Genomic DNA, 16,946 nt, shown 5'->3' on the forward strand with positions numbered 1-16,946 from the left:
CGTGCCGGCCGTTGCCCGGGGCACGCCCGGGCAACCATCCACGTTCAGGTAATCGCCCCCAGTTGCCAGGGCACGAACTCATTCTGCCCGTAGCCATGGAGCTCACTGCGCGAGCGTTTGCCGGAGGCCGTGTCCAGCATCAGCTGGAACAACGCCGCACCCAGTTCGGCGATGGTGGCGCTGCCGTCCAGTACCGTGCCGCAGTTCAGGTCCATGTCGTCCGACTGGCGCTGCCATAGCGCCGTGTTGGTCGCGAGCTTGACCGAGGGCGAGGGCGCGCAGCCGTAGGCCGAGCCGCGCCCGGTGGTGAAGCAGATCAGGTTGGCGCCGCCCGCCACCTGGCCGGTGGCGGAGATCGGGTCGTAGCCCGGCGTATCCATGAAGACCAGGCCGCGCACGCGCACCGGCTGCGCGTACTCGTACACTTCGGCGAGATTGGTGGAGCCGCCCTTGGCGATGCCGCCCAGCGATTTTTCCAGCACCGTGGTCAGGCCGCCCGCCTTGTTGCCGGCGGAGGGGTTGTTGTCCATGCTGGCGCCGTGGCGCTCGCAATAGGCCTCCCACCAGCGGATGCGCGCCACCAGCTTCTGACCGATCTCCGGCGTTTGCGCGCGGCGCGTCAGCAAGTGCTCGGCGCCGTAGATCTCCGGCGTCTCGGAGAGGATCGCGGTGCCGCCATTGCGCACCAGCAAATCCACCGCCGCGCCCAGTACCGGGTTGGCCGAAATGCCCGAGTAGCCGTCCGAGCCACCGCATTGCAGGCCCACCACCAGATGGTGCGCCGGCACCGGCAGGCGCTCCACCGCGTTGGCCTTCGGCAGCATCGCCTTGATCAGCTCGATGCCATGGGCAATGGTCTTGGTGGTGCCGCCAGTGTCCTGGATGGTGAACGTCTGCAGCCGGTCGCTGTGCGTGAGCCCCTGTGTCGCCAGCAGCGCGGAGATCTGGTTGGTCTCGCAGCCCAGGCCGATCACCAGCACGCTGGCAAAGTTGGGATGGCAGGCATAGCCGCCCAGCGTGCGCTGCAGCACCGCCAGCCCCTCGCCCTGCGGATCGACCGCGCAGCCCACGCCGTGCGTGAGCGCCACCACGCCATCCACATTGGGATAGGCGGCCAGCGCCTGCGGATGGATGTCCCGGCGAAAATAATCCGCGATGGCGCGCGCCACCGTGGCCGAGCAGTTCACCGAGGTCAGGATGCCAATGTAGTTGCGCGTGGCCACGCCGCCGTCGGCGCGTCTGATGCCATCGAACGTGGCCGGCTGCGCCACCGGTTGCACCACGCGGGCCTCCGCGCTGAACGCATAGTCCCGCGTGAAATCGCCCATGGCCAGGTTGTGCGTATGCACGTGCTGGCCGGCGCGGATATCCTGGCTGGCAAAGCCGATGATCTGGCCGTAGCGCCGCACCGCTTCGCCACTGGCGATCGCACGGGTGGCGATCTTGTGGCCGGGCGGGACCAGGCCGATCACGGTCACGCCTTCGTCGGCGACCGGCGTGCCGGCCACCATCTGTTCGCGGGCGATGACCACGTCGTCATCGGGATGCAGCCGGATGGTGCGCGGCGTGCGGGGAAGCTGCGCGGGGGCGGCGGCAATGCTCTCTGTGCTCATGGGGTGGTTTCTCGCGATTTAATGGTCGCCCTGCCGATTCGTGCGGGCTTTACTTGATCATTTCGTCCGGCAGCGCGATGCCGAAGTACTGCTTGTAGATGCTGTTGATCTTGCCGTTCTTCAGGTTGGCCTTGACCCAGTTGTCGAGCCACGCCTTCAGCGCGGTGTCGCCCTTGCGCAGGCCGATCGCATAGGGATAGGCCTTCATCACGAACTTGGTTTCCAGGTCGCGCGTGGGATTGCTCTTCTTCACCGCGGGAATCACGCTGATGGCGGCGGCGAGATAGTCCTGCTGGCCGGTGGAGACGGCGGTGTTGGTCGTGGCGTCGTCCTCGTAGCGCACGATATTCACGCCCGGCACTTCTTTGGCGCCGCGGCTCAGTTCCTGGTCGCTGGTGGTGCCGCGCGTGACGGCGATGGTTTTGCCGGACAGATCGGCAAAGCGCTTGAGGCTGGACTTTGCGGGCCCGCCCACCACCACCGGGATCACGCCATAGGGATCGGAAAAATCGATCACCTTCTTGCGCTCGTCGGTGACCGAGAACGAGGCCAGCACCACGTCCGCTTTCCTGGTCAGCAGGAACGGCACGCGATTGGGCCCGGTCACCGGCACGATCTCCAGTTCCACGCCGAGGTCCTTGGCCAGCAGGCGGGCGGTCTCCACATCGGAGCCGCTTTGCTTTGCCTGGCTGTCGAGCATGCCGTAGGGCGGCGCGCCGATATCCACGGCGACCAGGATCTTCTTGCGTTGCTTGATGGTGTCGAGCGTGTCGGACCAGGCGCTGGCGGATGCGCCAACGAGCAGCAGGGCGGCGAGCGAGCCGAGCAGGCGGCGGTTGAAGTGCATGGGGTGTCTCCGTGTGTGTAGGTTGAGTCGTGCCGGCCAGCGGGAAATCAAAGGCCGTTGCCGACGAACTGCTTGAGCTCCGGCGTCGAAGGTTCATCCAGCAGCTTGCCGCTGCCGCCTTCCCAGACGATGCCCTGGTGCATGAACATGATCTGGTCCGCCACCGAGCGCGCGAACGCCATCTCGTGCGTGACCAACACCATGGTCATGCCGTCTTCGGCCAGCCGCTCGATCACCTTGAGCACCTCGCCGGTCAGCTCGGGATCCAGCGCCGAGGTGACTTCATCGAACAGCATCAGGCGCGGCTGCATCGCCAGCGATCGCGCAATCGCCACGCGCTGCTGCTGGCCGCCGGACAATTGCTCCGGGTAGTAGCCGGCGCGCTCCTCCATGCCAACCTGCTTGAGCACGTGCATGGCCAGCTCGCGCGCCTCCTTCTTGCCAACGCCCTTGACCTTGCGCGGCGCCAGCATGACGTTTTCTTCCACGGTGAGGTGCGGGAACAGGTTGTAGCTCTGGAACACGATGCCCACTTCCTTGCGCAGCTCGCCCAGCGGCACGTTGTCTTCGTGCATGGCGCGGCCGCACACGTGCAACGCGCCGCCGTTCACGCGCTCCAGGCCGTTGATGCAGCGCAGAGCCGTGCTCTTGCCCGAGCCGCTGCGGCCGATCAGCGCCACCACCTCGCCGGCGCGCACCGAGAAACTCACGCCTTTGAGGATCTCCACCTGCCCGAAGGATTTGCTCACCTTGTCGAAGCGGACGATGTCTTCCATGCTTGTCTCCATGATGTCTTGTGTTTCCCGCTGATTCGGGTCCGCTCCCGCAGCCACGTTCAGCCCCGCATTCAGCCCCGTATTCAGCCTCGTATCAAACCCGCTTGAAGCGGCGCTCCAGCTTGTACGACAGCGTCGACAGCGGATAGCAGATCGCGAAATAAAGCACCGCCGCGATGGAAAACACCACGAAGGGCTCAAAGGTGGAGTTGTTCACCACCCGTGCCGAATAGGTCAGGTCGAAGAAGCCGATCACCACCGCGTACGAGGAGTTCTTCACGATCTGCACCAGGAAGCTCACCGTGGGCGCCACCGCGATGCGCGCAGCCTGCGGCAAGATCACGTGCACCACGCGCTGCAGCGGCGTGAGCGCCAGGCACTCGGCCGCCTCCCACTGCGTGCGCGGCACGGCCTGGATGCAGCCCTTCCAGATCTCGGCCAGGTAGGCGCTGGAATACGCCGTCATGGCGATGCCGGCGGCCACCAGCGCGGGCAGGTCGAAGCCACCCACGCTGATGCCGAAATACACCACGAACATGATCACCGGCAGCGGCACGCCCTGCACCAGCTGCACGAAGGCGCCGGTAGCCATGCGCAGCACGCGGCCGCCGCGGCTGCGTGCCAGTGCCAGCGGCAGGCCCGCCAGCGCGCCGCCGACAAAGCCCATGGCTGACAGCAACAGCGTCCAGCCTGCGCCGCGCAGGATAAACAAGACTTGATCCAGGGAAAGGCTGGACATGATGCTTGGCTCCGCGTCGAAAGGAAGTAGGAAAGTAGAAGAAGGGGAAAGAGGGGAAAGAGATAGCGTGCGGAATCAGAGCGCCGTCTTCAGGCGCCGGCGGCGCGTGAAAGCGATGGCACCCACGCCCGCCATCGACAACCGCAACAGCCACGACAGCACCAGGTACACCACGGCAATGACGATGTAGATCTCAAAGCCGCGGAACGTCTCCGACTGGATGCGGTAGCCCACCGCAGTGAGTTCTTCCGCCGAGATCTGCGACATGATGGAGGTGGCCAGCATCATCAGCACGAACTGGCTGATCAGCGCCGGGTACATGCGCTCCACCGCCTGCGGCAGCACCACCAGGCGCAGCACCTGCCAGCGCGACAGCCCCAGGCACGATGCGGCCTCCAACTGGCCGCGCGGCACCGACTCGATGCCCGCGCGCACGATCTCCGTGGTGTAGGCCGATACGTTGACCACCAGCGCCAGCACCGCCGCCGCCATCGCCGGCACGCGCACATGCACCGCCGCCAGCCCGAAGAACAGCCAGAACGCCTGGATCACCAGCGGCGTGTTGCGAATCACATCCACATAGCCCGTGACGCAGCGGCGCGCCCAGGCCGGGCCTTGCGTGCGCGCCACCGCCAGCGCCGTTCCCAGCACAAAGCCGAGCACGATGGTCGCAACAGACATGCGCAGGGTCAGCCATGCCCCGTCGAGCAGTTCGCGCCAGTTGGCGGACAGGAAGCTGAAATCGAACTGGTAGTCCATCGGGGATGCGCCCTATCGCTCTTTTGTGGGCAGCGCCGGCTTGGCCGCCACCCTGTCTCGGTGTTTTGTTCTCGTCTCGATGCGGCCTTGCGCCGGCATGGATCGAAATATATGACTATTGCCGACAAACGTCAATATATGAAAATACCCGTGTATCATATGCTCATGCGTTCGAGCGTTCATGCGCCGCCCGATACTTGGCACCATGCCGACACCACGAGCGACGCACCCGACGAAGTACCTGACGACATACCCAACACCACCCAAACCCGCCAACCGATCCGGAGACAACGTGCCGAGTCCATCGACGGCCGCGCGACAAGACAAGCGCACCGCCCCCTTCGCACTCATGCAGGAAGCCGACGAAGCGCAACGGCACGCGCCGATCTACGCCGTCATCGTCGAGCTGCTGCGCAAGGCCATCGTGGAAGGCTCGCTGGAGCAGGGCACGGTATTGCTGGAAGGCCATGTGGCCGAGATCCTGCGCTCCACCCGCTCGCCGGTGCGCCAGGCCCTGCGCGAGTTGGAAGCCGATGGCGTGGTCAGCCGCTTCGAAGGCCGCGGCTTCGTGGCCGGGCCCGCGGGCACCGCGCCCCGGCGCATCCCGCTGGACCCTGCCATGCTGGGCGTGGACCGCGAGCCGGATGTCGCGCGCAAGACGCTGGGCTGGGAAGTGATCTACGACGAAGTGGAGCGCGACCTGGTGCACCTCTCGGTGTTCGGCCGCTATCGCGTCAACGAGATCGAACTGGCCCGCCACTTCAACGTGGGCCGGACCGTGGTGCGCGACGTATTGCTGCGCCTGGAAAGCCTGGGCATCCTGGAGAAGGACGAGCGCCTGCGCTGGGTCATCACGCCGCTGGACGCCAAGCGCATCCATGATCTCTACGAACTGCGCTCATTGGTGGAACCCGCCGCGCTGCGCGCCGCCATCGGCCACGCCGACCGGGCCGAGATAGAGCGGATGATCGGCGACCTGCACAAGGTGCAGCGCGTCTACCCCAAGGTCAGCCGCACCGCCATGGACAACCTGGAGCACGACCTGCACGTGCAGCTGCTCTCGCAGTGCCCCAACAAGGAATTGCTCAGCAGCCTGCAGCGCACGCGCTGCATCCTCACGCTGAGCAAGCACGTGCTGGGCGTCTCCACGCCGATGCCCGAAGCGGACCCGTTCATGTCCGAGCACATCGCCGTGCTGCAGGCCGCCGCCGATGGCGCGCCGCGCAAGGCCGCCGACCTGCTGCGCGACCACCTCGAACTATCCTGCGAGAAAGTGACCCGGCGCGCGGAACTGGTGCGCGAGACGTTCGCGCTGCCCGAGGTTTCGTATATCGCGTGAGCGGGTCAGGCCGCTAGCTAACCGCCCAAGGTCACGTCCGCGTCCAGCGGATACACCGGCCGCGTCAGACGCTCAAACGGGAACTGCGCATAGCGCGAACTCGTCACGCCACCGCCATCACACTCCACCACCGCCTTTGCTATCGGCACGAACACCGGCCGGCAGTACATGCGCGACTTCAGCAACAGGAAACGCTGCGCCAGGGGATCCACGCCGATATGGGTAAAGATGCCCAGGTCCCAGTGCTCCTGCGGGGTCTCGGTCACCACCACCTGCGCCGCGCCGATATCGAGCAGCACTGTGCGGCCCATGCGGATGCGCGCGCCGGTGTAGGTCGGACCACTGATCACGTATTCGCCATTGCTGATGGCGGCCACCCGGCCCGTCAGGGTCAGCGGCGTCGGGTAGATGCCAAGCTGGGTCAGCGGCACCTTGTTGCCCACCGGCAACGTCACGCTGGCATCCACGCCGGCCGCGATCATCGCGGCTACGGCCTGCGGGTCGCACACCGGCCCAACGGCAATGCCGGACAAGCCTTGCCGCAAGGCCTCGCGCAGGACTTCCATATCGTCGCAGGTGCCGCCCGACATGCAGTTGTCGCCGTGATCCAGCAACAGCACCGGCCCGTTGCCGCCCTGCGCGGCCAGCTGCGCGGCGCGCGCGATCGATTCAGCCAGCGGCTCGCTCTCATAGACAAAGCCGGCGCGCTCCGCCCAGATCTGCGCGGCAAGCTTGTCGGCCGCCGCCTGCGCCGCGGCCTGGCTGCCGTCGGCCACGACCAGCACGCTCAGGCAAGGTGCCGCGATATCCGCCAGCCCGAAGCCGGCCAGCACCGACACTGCCAGCATGCCGTCGGCCTCCGCCTGCCTGGCCGCCGCCACCGCGCGCTGCATCGCGCCTTCGCCGGTATTGCTGCGCAGTGTGTGCGTGACCATCGGCAGGCGCCGCCAGGCCAGCGCGGGCCGCGCCTTTTGCTGGAGCATGCGCATCAGCAGGCGGCCGGCGTGCTCGCCGGTCTCGTACATGTCCACGTGCGGATAGGTCTTGAAGCTGACCGCGATGTCCGCGTGATCGATCATGGCCTGCGTCACGTTGCCGTGCAGGTCCAGCGCCACGGCAATCGGCGCGTGCGGCAGCACTTCGCGCAGGCGCGCCAGCAACTCACCCTCGCCGTCGTCGCTGTTCTGCGCGACCATGGCGCCGTGCAGGTCGAGCATCACGGCATCGCACCCGGGCGCCGCCTTCACGATGGCATCGCACAAGGCCGCATATGCATCGGCCGCGACGCGTCCGCTCGGGTTGGCGCTGGCCGTGACCGGCACCACCAGCTCCGCGCCGGCCGCCTCGGCCAGGTCGATAAAGGCGCCGATGGCCGTGCGCGTGCCTTTGCTCGCCCGATACGCGTCCTCGCCGTAGTGCGGATGAAAGGACGACAGCGGCGTCGCCACCGGCGAGAAGGTATTGGTTTCGTGGTTCAGTCGTGCGATCAGGATCTTCATGGCGGTGCGGGGGCTCCAGCATGGAAGCGGCCGGGAATGTCCGGCCGGAACGGGGGGATGGGGACCAGCGATGCGGCATCGGCGGCATCGGCGACAATATGACTGGCATGGCCTCAATGCAACGGCCAAAGTCTACCGGCATGTGGCCCGGGATGGAACGGTGAGAAAGAGGGGCACCGGAATTCCATCGCGCGGCGTGCAGCCGTGCTGGACACGATGATGCCGCCATGACGGACAATATCGCGCCAATCTCAACCTCGGAACAATAACAATGAAGAAGCAACTGCTGCGCCTGGGCGCTATCCTGCTGGCCATCGGCGGCCCCGCCATCTCCCACGCGGCCAACCTGCCGCCGCTAGCCGCACTGCTCGACTGCAAGGGCGAAGCCAGCGGCGTGGCCGCCTATGTCGACGCCCTGGAAGATGGCGGGCTGCCCGGGTGGAGCAAGAACGACGAACTGAGCGGCTTCGCCTCCGCCGTGTATCGCACCCCCAAGCCCGTCAGCGTTGCCGGCCTGCCCACCACGGACGTGCGCTTCGGCGACTACCAGCTCGGCAACTACACGGCCTATGGCATCACCAGCGCCACCGACGTCAACGCCGTGGCCAGCCAGCTCGGCCTGCGCGGCGTGGCCGGCCGGGGCCTGGCCCGCGAGAGCGCGCGCGGCGCGTGGATCGTGGCCCGCGAGTACAAGGGCCGGGTCGAGCTGGGCTGCGAATATCCCAATCCGCGGCTTGGCGGGCAGAAGGGCGCGCCGGCGCGCTGAAGGCCTCGCAGGTGGCGCCGCTGGCCCGGCGCCCCTTACTTCAATCCGCGCCGCCCGTCTTGGCCGGATACTTCACCGCATTCATCGCCATCTTGGCCTTCACCGCCGCGTTCAGGTCAACATCGAGCGCGGTCAGCAACTGCGCCAGGTAGATCGTGATGTCCGCCAGTTCCTGCTCCACGTGCGCGCGCTCGTCCGTGGACATGATGCCGCGCGCCTCCTCCTCCGTCTTCCACTGGAAGATCTCGACCAGCTCGGCCACTTCCACGCTCAGCGCCATGGCCAGGTTCTTGGGGCTGTGATACTTGCCCCAGCCGCGGGCCTCGCCAAATGCGGCGGCCGCTTCCTGGAGCGTCTTGATGTCAATCAGGGTCATGATGGTTCACTGCAAAAAAATAAGCACCGCGCCTATTGAACCACGAATGCAAGCGGCCCGCGACGCACAACGAGCAGAGAAACATGCGTTTCATGGGCACCTCATTTGCACCTTATGTGCACCGAAACGCGAGACCATCGTTTCATAGTGGACGCATTCCACGCATTCCACGCATTCCGATTGGACCCAGAAACACGCATGACCGCGCAACACCCACAGCAGGCAGCACAGGCAGCACAGGTAACAGAAGCAAAGCACACCCCACGCACGCCGCGCGTCCACCCGGAGCGCCTGCTGCAAAGCCTGGACGATCTGGCGCGGCTTGGTGCCATTGAAGGCGGCGGCGTGCGCCGCCTGGCGCTGACCAATGCCGACGAGCTCGGCCGGGACTGGACGGTTGCGCGCATGCAGGCGCTTGGCATGGTGGTGACGATCGACGCCATCGGCAACGGCGTGGCCAGCTACGCCGGCACCGAGGACCTGCCCCCCGTGATGATCGGCTCGCATATCGATACCGTGCGCACCGGCGGCCGCTACGATGGCAGCTATGGCGTGCTGGCCGGCCTGGAAGTGATCGCCACGCTGCGCGATGCAGGCCTGCGCACGCGCCGCCCGATTGCCGTGGCCTTCTTTACCAATGCCACCGGCGTGCGCTTCCAGCCCGACATGATGGGCTCGCTGGTCTACGCAGGCGGCCTGCCCCTGGCAGACGCGCTAGCGGCCACCAGCATCGACGGCACCACCGTCGGCGCCGAGCTGCAGCGCATCGGCTACAGCGGGCAAGCCCCGGTGGGTGCGCCGCGCGTGGACAGCTTTGTCGAGCTGCACATCGAGCAGGGCCCGGCGCTGGATCTGCGCGACCTGCGCATCGGCGTGGTGGAGAGCATCCAAGGCATCTCCTGGACGGAGTTCAGGATCGACGGCATGTCCAACAGCGCCGGCACCACGCCCATGGACCTGCGGCACGACGCCGGCTACGCCGCCATGCGCATCGCCAATTTCGTGCACGACCTGGCACTGCGCTACGGCGACAGCCAGCTCGGCACGGTGGGCGCCATGCGCTTCGAGCCCAACATGATCAACGTCATCCCCGAGCGCGCCACCTTCACCGTCGACTTGCGCAACACCGATGACCAACTGCTCGCCCAGGCCGAAGCCGAGGTGCTGGCCTTTGCCGAGCAGACCTGCCAGGCAGAGATCCTCAGCCTGAGCTACCGCATGCTGGCGCACCTGGAGCCGGTGGCGTTCCACCCCATGGTCATCGACCTGATCGAGCAAGAGACCGCCTCGCTGGGCCTTAGCCATATGCGCATGCCCAGCGGCGCCGGGCACGACGCGCAGATGCTGGCGCACCTGTGCCCGACCGGCATGATCTTCGTGCCCAGCGTCAAGGGCCTGAGCCACGACGTGCGCGAGTACACCGAGCCGGACGACCTGGTCAATGGCGCGCAGATCCTGCTGCAAGTGGTGCTCCGGCTGGCCAACCGGCCTTGACCGGCTCCGACTGGCAAGGCAACGCAAAGCAGACGCCTAGCGGGCGAGCCACGCCGGCAGTTGCGCGATCAGGTACAGCGCCGCGCCGATCAGCCCGCCGACCACCGTGCCGTTCATGCGGATGTACTGCAGGTCCTTGCCCACGTTCAGCTCGATCTGCCGGGACATGTCGCGCGCATCCCAGCTGCGGATGGTGTTGCTGATATGCCGCGTGATGAACTCCGCAAAGTCCGGCGCCATGTTGCGCGCCGCGTCGCGCAGATGATCGTTGAGCGATGCGCGCAGGGACGCGTTGCGCGCCAGCTCCGCGCCGATCCACTGGCCCGCCGCCGCCACCTTGCGGTGCGTGGCGGAATCCTCGCGCGCCAGGTCGCGCTTGAACCCATCGCGCCACTCGGCCCAAAGCCCGCCGACATAGGCGTTCAGCGCCCCATCCTGCTTCAGGTGCGCCTTCAGCGCCTCGGCCTTGGCGTGGAACGCGGCATCGTGCTTCAGCCGTTGAATCAAACGCTGCACGGCCGCATCGAAGCGCTTGCGCAGCGCGTGATTGGCGTCGCCCTCGATCTGGGTCAGCACGCGGCTCAGCGCCGCGGAAATCAGGTCAGCGCCATTGCTCCCGATCCACTCGGTGGGAAGCAGCCGCTCCTTCCTGGGGTGATCGCTCTTCAGCCATTCCACGATCCGCTCCGAGATGAAAGCGCGGGCGGGCGGCTCGTTCAGCAAGGCGATCAACTGCGCGATCGTCTCATCGAGCAGCGCCTGGTGCCGATCGTTCCTGGTCAGGCTGTCGAGGATCGTCGCCGCGGACTCCGACAGATCGACCTTGTCGATCATCGTATCCACCGCCCGCTTCAGCAGTGACTGGATGTTGCGCTCATCCATCACATCCAGCATGCCGCTCGCGAACTTCACCACCATATCGCCGATCTGCCGCGCGTTGGCGGGCGACTCCAGCCAGCGGGTGACCACCAGCGCCGGATTGTGCCGCTCGATCAGCGCAACCACGGACTGCACGTCCAGGAACTTCTCCTTCACGAACACCGCCAGGCCATCCGCAATATCGTCCCGCTTGCGGATGATGATGTTGGTGTGGCGCGCAAAGCCCGGCAACGGAATCCGCCGGAACAGCGCCGCCACGGCAAACCAGTCCGCCAGCCCGCCAACCAGCGCCGCCTCCGCCGCCGCCCGCACGCCATCCGTCAAGGGCGCGCGCGGCAGGAAAACAGTGGTGACGAAAACGGCAAACGCGAACAGCAGCAAGGCCAATGCCTTGCGCTTTGCGACCCTGAGTTCTTCTTCCTGATGCATGGGGTACCGGGCCCTGCTGCTGGGCTTGGAGATGGGATCTCCATCATAAATCGCATTCCGGACATGGCAATGTCCGGTCCTACTATCGGCTATCAAACGGTGCAGGCGTAGCGCCCAAGACTCAAAGCCCAGGATACTTCGTCCAGATCCGCTGAACCAGCGCCTCGTCTGCCGGGTCGATGCCCAAGTCCCACTCGGGGAACACGCTCAGGTCGTCGGCCAGCTCGGTGATCACTTCGCGCAGCTCCAACGGCGCCAGCCACTCCGGCGCAATGGCCTCCACGCCAAGCAACGTGCCCAGCAGGTTTCCCGTGATGGCGCCGGTTGAATCCGAGTCGCCATCATGATTCACCGCCAGCACAACGCCGTGACGGAAATCACGTGCGACCAGCGAGCAGTATATGGAGATCGCCAACGCCTCCTCCGCCACCCAGCCCTCGCCCAGGCGCGCGATGGCGTCATCCGAGGCCACATCAGAGTCGGCCAGCGCCTGCGCATGCAGGATGGCCAGCAGCGTCTGCTCGTGATCCGGCTGCTTGGACAGGCACGCCTTGGCGCTCGACAAAGCATCAGGCAGCGCAGCACCGTCGGCCAGCTCGCGGATCAACACCGCCAGCACACCGCCCGTCAGCGACCCGCTTGGATGTCCATGGGTAAGCGCGGCCAGCTCCGTACCCAGGGCAAAGGCGTCCTGAGGCGATCGCTGCCCGGCGCGCCGCCACACAAACAGGCCAGCCGGCGCCACACGCATCACGCCCCCGCAGCCCTTGCTGTCGTTGCGCGCGGGCTCTCCCAGCTTGAGCATGGCCTCCAGCGCCGACAAACAGGTGTTTCCCGGCGCGCGCCGGCTGTGCAGTGCCGCCTGCTGGTAAAGCCATCCCGGCTTGTCCGACAGCACATCGCGATGAAACGCCGGCTGGATCCCCTGCGTCAGCAACCAGCGCAGATAAGCGCGCGAGGCCGCGCCAGGCACACTGCCGATGCCCCCGCTCACCTCGCCCACCCACGCCCGCAGCAAGCCCTCCGCCGTGAACAACGTCATCTGCGTGTCATCGGTGATGGTGCCAACGCCGCCGTAGGCCGGGGCGTAGCCGGTGATGCCGTCTTTGCCAAAGCGCTCGCGGATCTCCGCGAGCGACAGGAACTCCACGGGAGCGCCCAGTGCGTCGCCAACGGCGCCGCCCAGCAGGCAGCCCTGGAAGCGGCTGCGTGTGATCTCGCGATCCATGACCGAAGCAGAAAACAAAAAACCCTCCGTGCAAGGAGGGTCGACGCATGGCCCGTTTGGTTGCTCCTCAAGGAGCCACATCCGCTTTCGCGATCCACCTTGCCCGGGAAGGCAGGTTGGCTTGGGCGTCGACCCAAATCAGAATGTGGGCGGATTGGAACATGGGGGGTTGGGGGGTGTCAAGGGCGGGGGAAGCAGGTTCAGCCGGCGGAAACTACACGGCATCGCCGGAACCAAAGAGTGTCGGCATATCGCGGGCACCGTGAAGGACACGAATAACCGTCACTTCGTCATGGCTAGCCGAGAAGAAAATCACGTAGTTGCCATAGGCGCAAGAGCGGATGTCACTACCCAGCTCAGTTCGGCGGCGATATCCCTGAGCATTCCCCGCGATCCGTCGGCATTGCTCACGCAGTTCCACGATGAAGGTCAGCGCACGCTCAAGGTTGTCCGCTGCGATGTAGTCTGCAATGGCTTCCAGGTCCATTTCGGCCAGCGGCGTAATCGTGAGCCGCATCAGCGATGCTTGCTTTTATCGGCGGACCGATACTTGGTCTCGAGCCTGGCAAAGACATCTTCAGCAGGCTTAGGCTCGCCGCTCGATTTGCCCGCTGCGATCTCAGCGCGCAGTGCTTCCAGTTCCAACTGGTTGCGCTGCTCCTGCTGCTCAAGCAATCGCAGACCAGCGCGCACGACCTCGCTGAGATTGTTGAAGCGTCCGCTTTGCACCTGCTCACGAATGAAGGTCTCGAAGTGACTGCCAAGGGCAACGCTGGTTGGCATTTTGGCGCTCCTAACTGTTAACAACAGTTATTACATCAGGCTGAGCCGGAGTCGTCAATGTGCGTTCGCCAACCTGATAAATGTGCTTTTGAGTTACCTGTCAGCAGGCAATCAGAAGGTCGCCGGTGAGTTGACCCACAAAACCCGTGCCACGCCGGTGCCGGCGTTACGGTAACCGTGCGGCACGCTGCTCGGGAACGTGAACGCATCGCCCACGCCAACTGTGTAGCTCATATCGCCCAGCGTCAGCTCAAGCGTGCCTTCAAGCACATAGCCGACTTCCTCGCCGACATGCTCGATCTGCCCATCGCTGGCTTCGCCCGGTGACACGATGTGGATATTGGCCTGCAGCAAACCACCACGCTTGGCCAGCACAATGCGCTCCAGCGCGATGCCGCCGGCCTTGATGACCGGGCGCTCGCCCTGGCGCTTGATGGGGCTTTCGCTGGGGTTGTCCTCGCTCGTCAGCGCGGCGATATTGGTGTCGAGCGCAACCGCGAGCCGGTGCAGCATCGCGAACGACGGGGAGGCCAGGCCGCGCTCCAGCTTGGAGATCAGGCTTTCCGAGCAGCCAGCCTTCTGCGCCAGCTGCAGCAGCGTGTAGCCCGACACCAGGCGCGCATGGCGCAACCGCACGCCCAAGCTGGAGGCAGGCGTCTTCTTGTCGTTCGGGTCGCTTTGATCTTTTGAGTCGATCTGGTCAACCGCCAGGGCGCTTTTGGCTTTCAATTCACGTTCCGTGCAAGACAAGTTGAAGATGAAGATGCAGAACCCAGGAGAACCCAGGTTACTGGTTCGCCAGCGCGGCCACGGTATAGGCCAGCGCCTGCGCCCCGAGGAATAGTTCGTGCGGCGCTGTTTCCTCTGCTGCGTTATGGCTGATCCCACCTTTGCTGGGCACAAAAATCATGGCCGTGGGGCAATGCTCCGCCAGGTACATGGCATCGTGGAACGCGCCGGATGTGAGGTGCAGCGGCTTGCCCTGCGATGCCTGCTCGCTGGCCCGCGCACAGGCCCGCTCGATCAGGTTCAGCATGGCAGCGGGAAAGTGCGTTGGCGGGCGCCGGAAAAAACATTGGTACGTGATGCCGCCCTGGCGCGGCCGGGCCCGCTCAATCACGGCATCCAGCGTTGCCTCGAAACGCGCCAGCACGGCCTCGTCCACGCAGCGCACATCGATCGTGAATTCTACCTTGCCCGGAATCGTGTTGACTGAGTTGGGGCCGACCTGCCAGCGGCCCAGCGTCAGCCGCAACTGGCTGGCGGCCTCGGCAGCGGCGTAGGCGTACAACTGGTGGGCAATGCCAACGGCAGTAGCCATGGCATCGCTGCGCTCGTCCATGGGCGTGGTGCCCGCATGCGCCATCACGCCGGTGCATGCCACGCGGTACCACCGCACGCTCTGGATGCCGGTGACCACGCCCAGCGGCACGGCCGCGCGCTCCAGCACCGGGCCCTGCTCGATGTGCAACTCCACGCAGGCCGACATCGGCCGCTGCATCGGGCGGCGCGGCACGTCGTCCGTGGCGGCAAGCGCGGCGTCCAGCGCATCGCCGAAGCGGATGTTGGCGCCGTCCACCGACGCGCGATACGCGGGCAGGCAAGCCGGGTCCACAAACGCGCTCGACCCCATGGCCCCGGGCCCGAAGCGGCTGCCTTCCTCGTTGGTCCAGGCCACCACTTCGATCGGGCGCAGCGTCTCGATGCCGGCATCATTGAGGGCCGCGATGACTTCGAGCCCGGCCAGCACGCCGTAGGCGCCATCCAGCTTGCCCCCGACCGGCTGCGTGTCAGCATGGCTGCCGGTCAGCACGGGCGGAAGATCCACCGTGCCAGCGCGGCGAAAAAACAGGTTGGCGCAATCGTCCGTGCTCACCTCGCAGCCCAGCGCGCGCGCCCGCTCGATCAGGTAGCGCCGCGCGGCAAGGTCGATATCGGTCAGCGTTTCACGGGAGACACCGCCATCGTCCCGACCGCCGAAAGCGGCCAGCGCGGCAATGGCCGCCTGCAAGCGGCCGCTATTGACATGGTCCTGCGCCTGTTCTGCCGCGTGCTGCGCCAGTGGATCTTGTTGAGTCAATGGATTCTCCTCGGATTCGGATCGGTCATATCACCGCACTTCAAGCCACGCAGCGCTCAAGCGCCTGCGCAGCCGCAAGCACGCGCGCATCGCCCCGGTGCGGGCCAATCAGCGTCACGCCCACCGGCATGCCGTGCGCACCCGTGCCGGTAGGCACATGGACGCAGGGATTGCCAAGCAGGGTCCACATGCGATTGAACATGGGATCGCCCGTCGCGCCCAGGCCGGCCGGGGCCTCGCCCGGCGCGCTCGGCGCGAGGACGACGTCGACGAACTCGAACCTCTGCTCGAAGGCCCTGCGTGCGGAACTGGCGAGCGCCTGCGCGGCAAAGAAGCGGCTGCCATCGATGCCACGGCCTGCCGCCAGCAACGCGGCAAAGCCGCTGCTGAGACCATCGGGCCGCGCGCGCATTTCCGGCGCGAAGGCGGCTGCGGCTTCGTACGCCATGATGTCGATCTGGGCCTGCGTCAGGTCGTCGAATGCAGCGGGCAGCATCAGGTCGCTCAACACGGCGCCACGGCCCTCAAGCCAGCGCGCAGCCGAGTCCAGCGCACGCCGGCTGTCATCATCCGCGCGCTCCCAATGCGGCGTGCGGCAAATGCCAACGCGCAACGCCGTCGCCTGCCCGGTCTGCGGCGGCGTGAGCGGGAGGCGCGCCATCGCGCCGATGAAAAAGGCAGCATCGTCGACGCAGCGCGCCAGCACGCCCACGGTATCCAGGCTAGGCGCGAGCGACTTGATGCCGGCCGACGGCAGCGTGCCATAGGTCGGCTTGTAGCCGACCACACCGCAATAGGCAGCAGGACGGATGATGGAGCCGGCAGTCTGCGTGCCGAAGGCGATCGGCACCATGCCGGCAGCCACCGCCGCCGCCGATCCGCTGGACGAGCCGCCCGGCGTGCGCGGGGCATCGGCGGGGGCGCGCGGGTTGCGCGTGGGACCCGGCTGGAAAGTAGCGAACTCCGTGGTCACGGTCTTGCCCATGACCACCGCACCCGCGGCGCGCGCCATCGCCACGCAGGCGGCATCCATGACGGGCCGATGCCCGGCGTAGATCGGCGAGCCATACGTGGTGGGCATGTCGGCGGTGTCCATCAGGTCCTTCACGCCGATGGGCAAGCCATGCAACGCGCCCAAGGCAGGTCCCGCATCCAGCAACCGCGCCTGCTGCAATGCCTGCGCCCCGTTGAAATGCTGCCAGGCCAGAATGCCGGCCTCGGCAGCATCGATGCGCTCGATGTACGCGCGTACCAATGCCTGCACGCTAAGTTCGCGCCGCGCCATGCGTGCCGCCAGCTCGCGCGCCGGCAGTGCCAGGAAATCGTGCATGCCTGTTCT

17 protein-coding genes and 1 riboswitch are annotated in these 16,946 nt (G+C 66.2%); of the genes, 3 read left to right on the plus strand and 14 right to left on the minus strand.

Annotated features, from left to right (window positions below):
• Window positions 1-44 precede the first annotated feature (44 nt).
• From AB4061_RS26730 to AB4061_RS26750, 5 genes are all read right to left on the minus strand, one after another.
• A complete protein-coding gene (locus AB4061_RS26730; RefSeq protein ID WP_441639176.1) occupies window positions 45-1,613 on the minus strand; it encodes a UxaA family hydrolase in 1,569 nt (522 codons plus the stop codon).
• 49 nt (window positions 1,614-1,662) lie between these two features.
• Entirely contained in the window at window positions 1,663-2,460 is a 798-nt protein-coding gene (locus AB4061_RS26735; protein ID WP_441639178.1) for a transporter substrate-binding domain-containing protein, read from the minus strand.
• A gap of 47 nt (window positions 2,461-2,507) precedes the next feature.
• Complete coding sequence (locus AB4061_RS26740; RefSeq protein ID WP_441639180.1) at window positions 2,508-3,236, minus strand: amino acid ABC transporter ATP-binding protein; 729 nt, start codon at window positions 3,234-3,236, stop codon at window positions 2,508-2,510.
• Between the two features lie 94 nt (window positions 3,237-3,330).
• Window positions 3,331-3,975 (minus strand): amino acid ABC transporter permease, encoded by a 645-nt coding sequence (locus tag AB4061_RS26745; protein WP_441639182.1) that lies wholly within the window; start codon window positions 3,973-3,975, stop codon window positions 3,331-3,333.
• Between the two features lie 75 nt (window positions 3,976-4,050).
• Window positions 4,051-4,734, minus strand: a complete 684-nt coding sequence (locus tag AB4061_RS26750) for an amino acid ABC transporter permease (protein ID WP_441639184.1) — start codon at window positions 4,732-4,734, stop codon at window positions 4,051-4,053.
• Window positions 4,735-5,026: 292 nt separating this feature from the next.
• Between AB4061_RS26750 and AB4061_RS26755 the strand changes: the two genes are divergently transcribed.
• Window positions 5,027-6,073, plus strand: coding sequence for a GntR family transcriptional regulator (locus AB4061_RS26755; RefSeq protein ID WP_441639186.1), 1,047 nt, complete (start codon window positions 5,027-5,029; stop codon window positions 6,071-6,073).
• Between the two features lie 17 nt (window positions 6,074-6,090).
• Here the strand turns inward: AB4061_RS26755 and AB4061_RS26760 are convergent, their stop codons facing one another.
• Window positions 6,091-7,572 carry a M81 family metallopeptidase gene (locus AB4061_RS26760; protein WP_441639188.1) on the minus strand — a complete coding sequence of 494 codons (1,482 nt, stop codon included), beginning with the start codon at window positions 7,570-7,572 and terminating at the stop codon, window positions 6,091-6,093.
• Window positions 7,573-7,843: 271 nt separating this feature from the next.
• Here AB4061_RS26760 and AB4061_RS26765 point away from each other — a divergent pair, with 271 nt between their 5' ends.
• Entirely contained in the window at window positions 7,844-8,338 is a 495-nt protein-coding gene (locus AB4061_RS26765) for a hypothetical protein (protein WP_441639190.1), read from the plus strand.
• Window positions 8,339-8,378: 40 nt separating this feature from the next.
• Here the strand turns inward: AB4061_RS26765 and AB4061_RS26770 are convergent, their stop codons facing one another.
• Window positions 8,379-8,714, minus strand: coding sequence for a nucleotide pyrophosphohydrolase (locus AB4061_RS26770; protein ID WP_441639192.1), 336 nt, complete (start codon window positions 8,712-8,714; stop codon window positions 8,379-8,381).
• A 198-nt stretch (window positions 8,715-8,912) separates the two neighbouring features.
• Between AB4061_RS26770 and AB4061_RS26775 the strand changes: the two genes are divergently transcribed.
• Entirely contained in the window at window positions 8,913-10,208 is a 1,296-nt protein-coding gene (locus AB4061_RS26775; protein WP_441639194.1) for a Zn-dependent hydrolase, read from the plus strand.
• 36 nt (window positions 10,209-10,244) lie between these two features.
• Here AB4061_RS26775 and AB4061_RS26780 read toward each other — a convergent pair whose 3' ends face one another.
• The 7 genes from AB4061_RS26780 to AB4061_RS26810 all read right to left on the minus strand — a co-directional run bounded on the left by AB4061_RS26780 (window position 10,245) and on the right by AB4061_RS26810 (window position 16,937).
• Window positions 10,245-11,516 carry a DUF445 domain-containing protein gene (locus AB4061_RS26780; protein WP_441639196.1) on the minus strand — a complete coding sequence of 424 codons (1,272 nt, stop codon included), beginning with the start codon at window positions 11,514-11,516 and terminating at the stop codon, window positions 10,245-10,247.
• Window positions 11,517-11,637: 121 nt separating this feature from the next.
• Complete coding sequence (locus tag AB4061_RS26785) at window positions 11,638-12,744, minus strand: ADP-ribosylglycohydrolase family protein (protein ID WP_441639198.1); 1,107 nt, start codon at window positions 12,742-12,744, stop codon at window positions 11,638-11,640.
• A 46-nt stretch (window positions 12,745-12,790) separates the two neighbouring features.
• A riboswitch (SAM-I-IV-variant riboswitch) is annotated at window positions 12,791-12,896 on the minus strand.
• A 62-nt stretch (window positions 12,897-12,958) separates the two neighbouring features.
• On the minus strand, window positions 12,959-13,261 hold the full coding sequence (locus AB4061_RS26790; protein ID WP_441639200.1) for a type II toxin-antitoxin system RelE/ParE family toxin: 303 nt from the start codon (window positions 13,259-13,261) through the stop codon (window positions 12,959-12,961).
• Window positions 13,261-13,527 (minus strand): type II toxin-antitoxin system ParD family antitoxin, encoded by a 267-nt coding sequence (locus AB4061_RS26795; protein WP_441639202.1) that lies wholly within the window; start codon window positions 13,525-13,527, stop codon window positions 13,261-13,263. The genes AB4061_RS26790 and AB4061_RS26795 overlap by 1 nt, the downstream gene beginning before the upstream one ends.
• Before the next feature lie 111 nt (window positions 13,528-13,638).
• A complete protein-coding gene (locus AB4061_RS26800; protein ID WP_441639263.1) occupies window positions 13,639-14,223 on the minus strand; it encodes a helix-turn-helix domain-containing protein in 585 nt (194 codons plus the stop codon).
• A 91-nt stretch (window positions 14,224-14,314) separates the two neighbouring features.
• Window positions 14,315-15,607, minus strand: coding sequence for a M20 family metallo-hydrolase (locus AB4061_RS26805; RefSeq protein ID WP_441639204.1), 1,293 nt, complete (start codon window positions 15,605-15,607; stop codon window positions 14,315-14,317).
• Between the two features lie 40 nt (window positions 15,608-15,647).
• Window positions 15,648-16,937 (minus strand): amidase, encoded by a 1,290-nt coding sequence (locus AB4061_RS26810; protein WP_441639206.1) that lies wholly within the window; start codon window positions 16,935-16,937, stop codon window positions 15,648-15,650.
• Between the last annotated feature and the right edge of the window lie 9 nt (window positions 16,938-16,946).

It is taken from the genome of Cupriavidus sp. YAF13 (assembly GCF_052113425.1).
GTDB lineage: Bacteria > Pseudomonadota > Gammaproteobacteria > Burkholderiales > Burkholderiaceae > Cupriavidus.

Coding starts and splice junctions, on each gene's coding strand:
- AB4061_RS26730 (WP_441639176.1), bottom strand. CDS start 1,613: ATGAGCACAGAGAGCATTGCCGCCGCCCCCGCGCAGCTTCCCCGCACG.
- AB4061_RS26735 (WP_441639178.1), bottom strand. CDS start 2,460: ATGCACTTCAACCGCCGCCTGCTCGGCTCGCTCGCCGCCCTGCTGCTC.
- AB4061_RS26740 (WP_441639180.1), bottom strand. CDS start 3,236: ATGGAAGACATCGTCCGCTTCGACAAGGTGAGCAAATCCTTCGGGCAG.
- AB4061_RS26745 (WP_441639182.1), bottom strand. CDS start 3,975: ATGTCCAGCCTTTCCCTGGATCAAGTCTTGTTTATCCTGCGCGGCGCA.
- AB4061_RS26750 (WP_441639184.1), bottom strand. CDS start 4,734: ATGGACTACCAGTTCGATTTCAGCTTCCTGTCCGCCAACTGGCGCGAA.
- AB4061_RS26760 (WP_441639188.1), bottom strand. CDS start 7,572: ATGAAGATCCTGATCGCACGACTGAACCACGAAACCAATACCTTCTCG.
- AB4061_RS26765 (WP_441639190.1), top strand. CDS start 7,844: ATGAAGAAGCAACTGCTGCGCCTGGGCGCTATCCTGCTGGCCATCGGC.
- AB4061_RS26770 (WP_441639192.1), bottom strand. CDS start 8,714: ATGACCCTGATTGACATCAAGACGCTCCAGGAAGCGGCCGCCGCATTT.
- AB4061_RS26775 (WP_441639194.1), top strand. CDS start 8,913: ATGACCGCGCAACACCCACAGCAGGCAGCACAGGCAGCACAGGTAACA.
- AB4061_RS26780 (WP_441639196.1), bottom strand. CDS start 11,516: ATGCATCAGGAAGAAGAACTCAGGGTCGCAAAGCGCAAGGCATTGGCC.
- AB4061_RS26785 (WP_441639198.1), bottom strand. CDS start 12,744: ATGGATCGCGAGATCACACGCAGCCGCTTCCAGGGCTGCCTGCTGGGC.
- AB4061_RS26790 (WP_441639200.1), bottom strand. CDS start 13,261: ATGCGGCTCACGATTACGCCGCTGGCCGAAATGGACCTGGAAGCCATT.
- AB4061_RS26795 (WP_441639202.1), bottom strand. CDS start 13,527: ATGCCAACCAGCGTTGCCCTTGGCAGTCACTTCGAGACCTTCATTCGT.
- AB4061_RS26810 (WP_441639206.1), bottom strand. CDS start 16,937: ATGCACGATTTCCTGGCACTGCCGGCGCGCGAGCTGGCGGCACGCATG.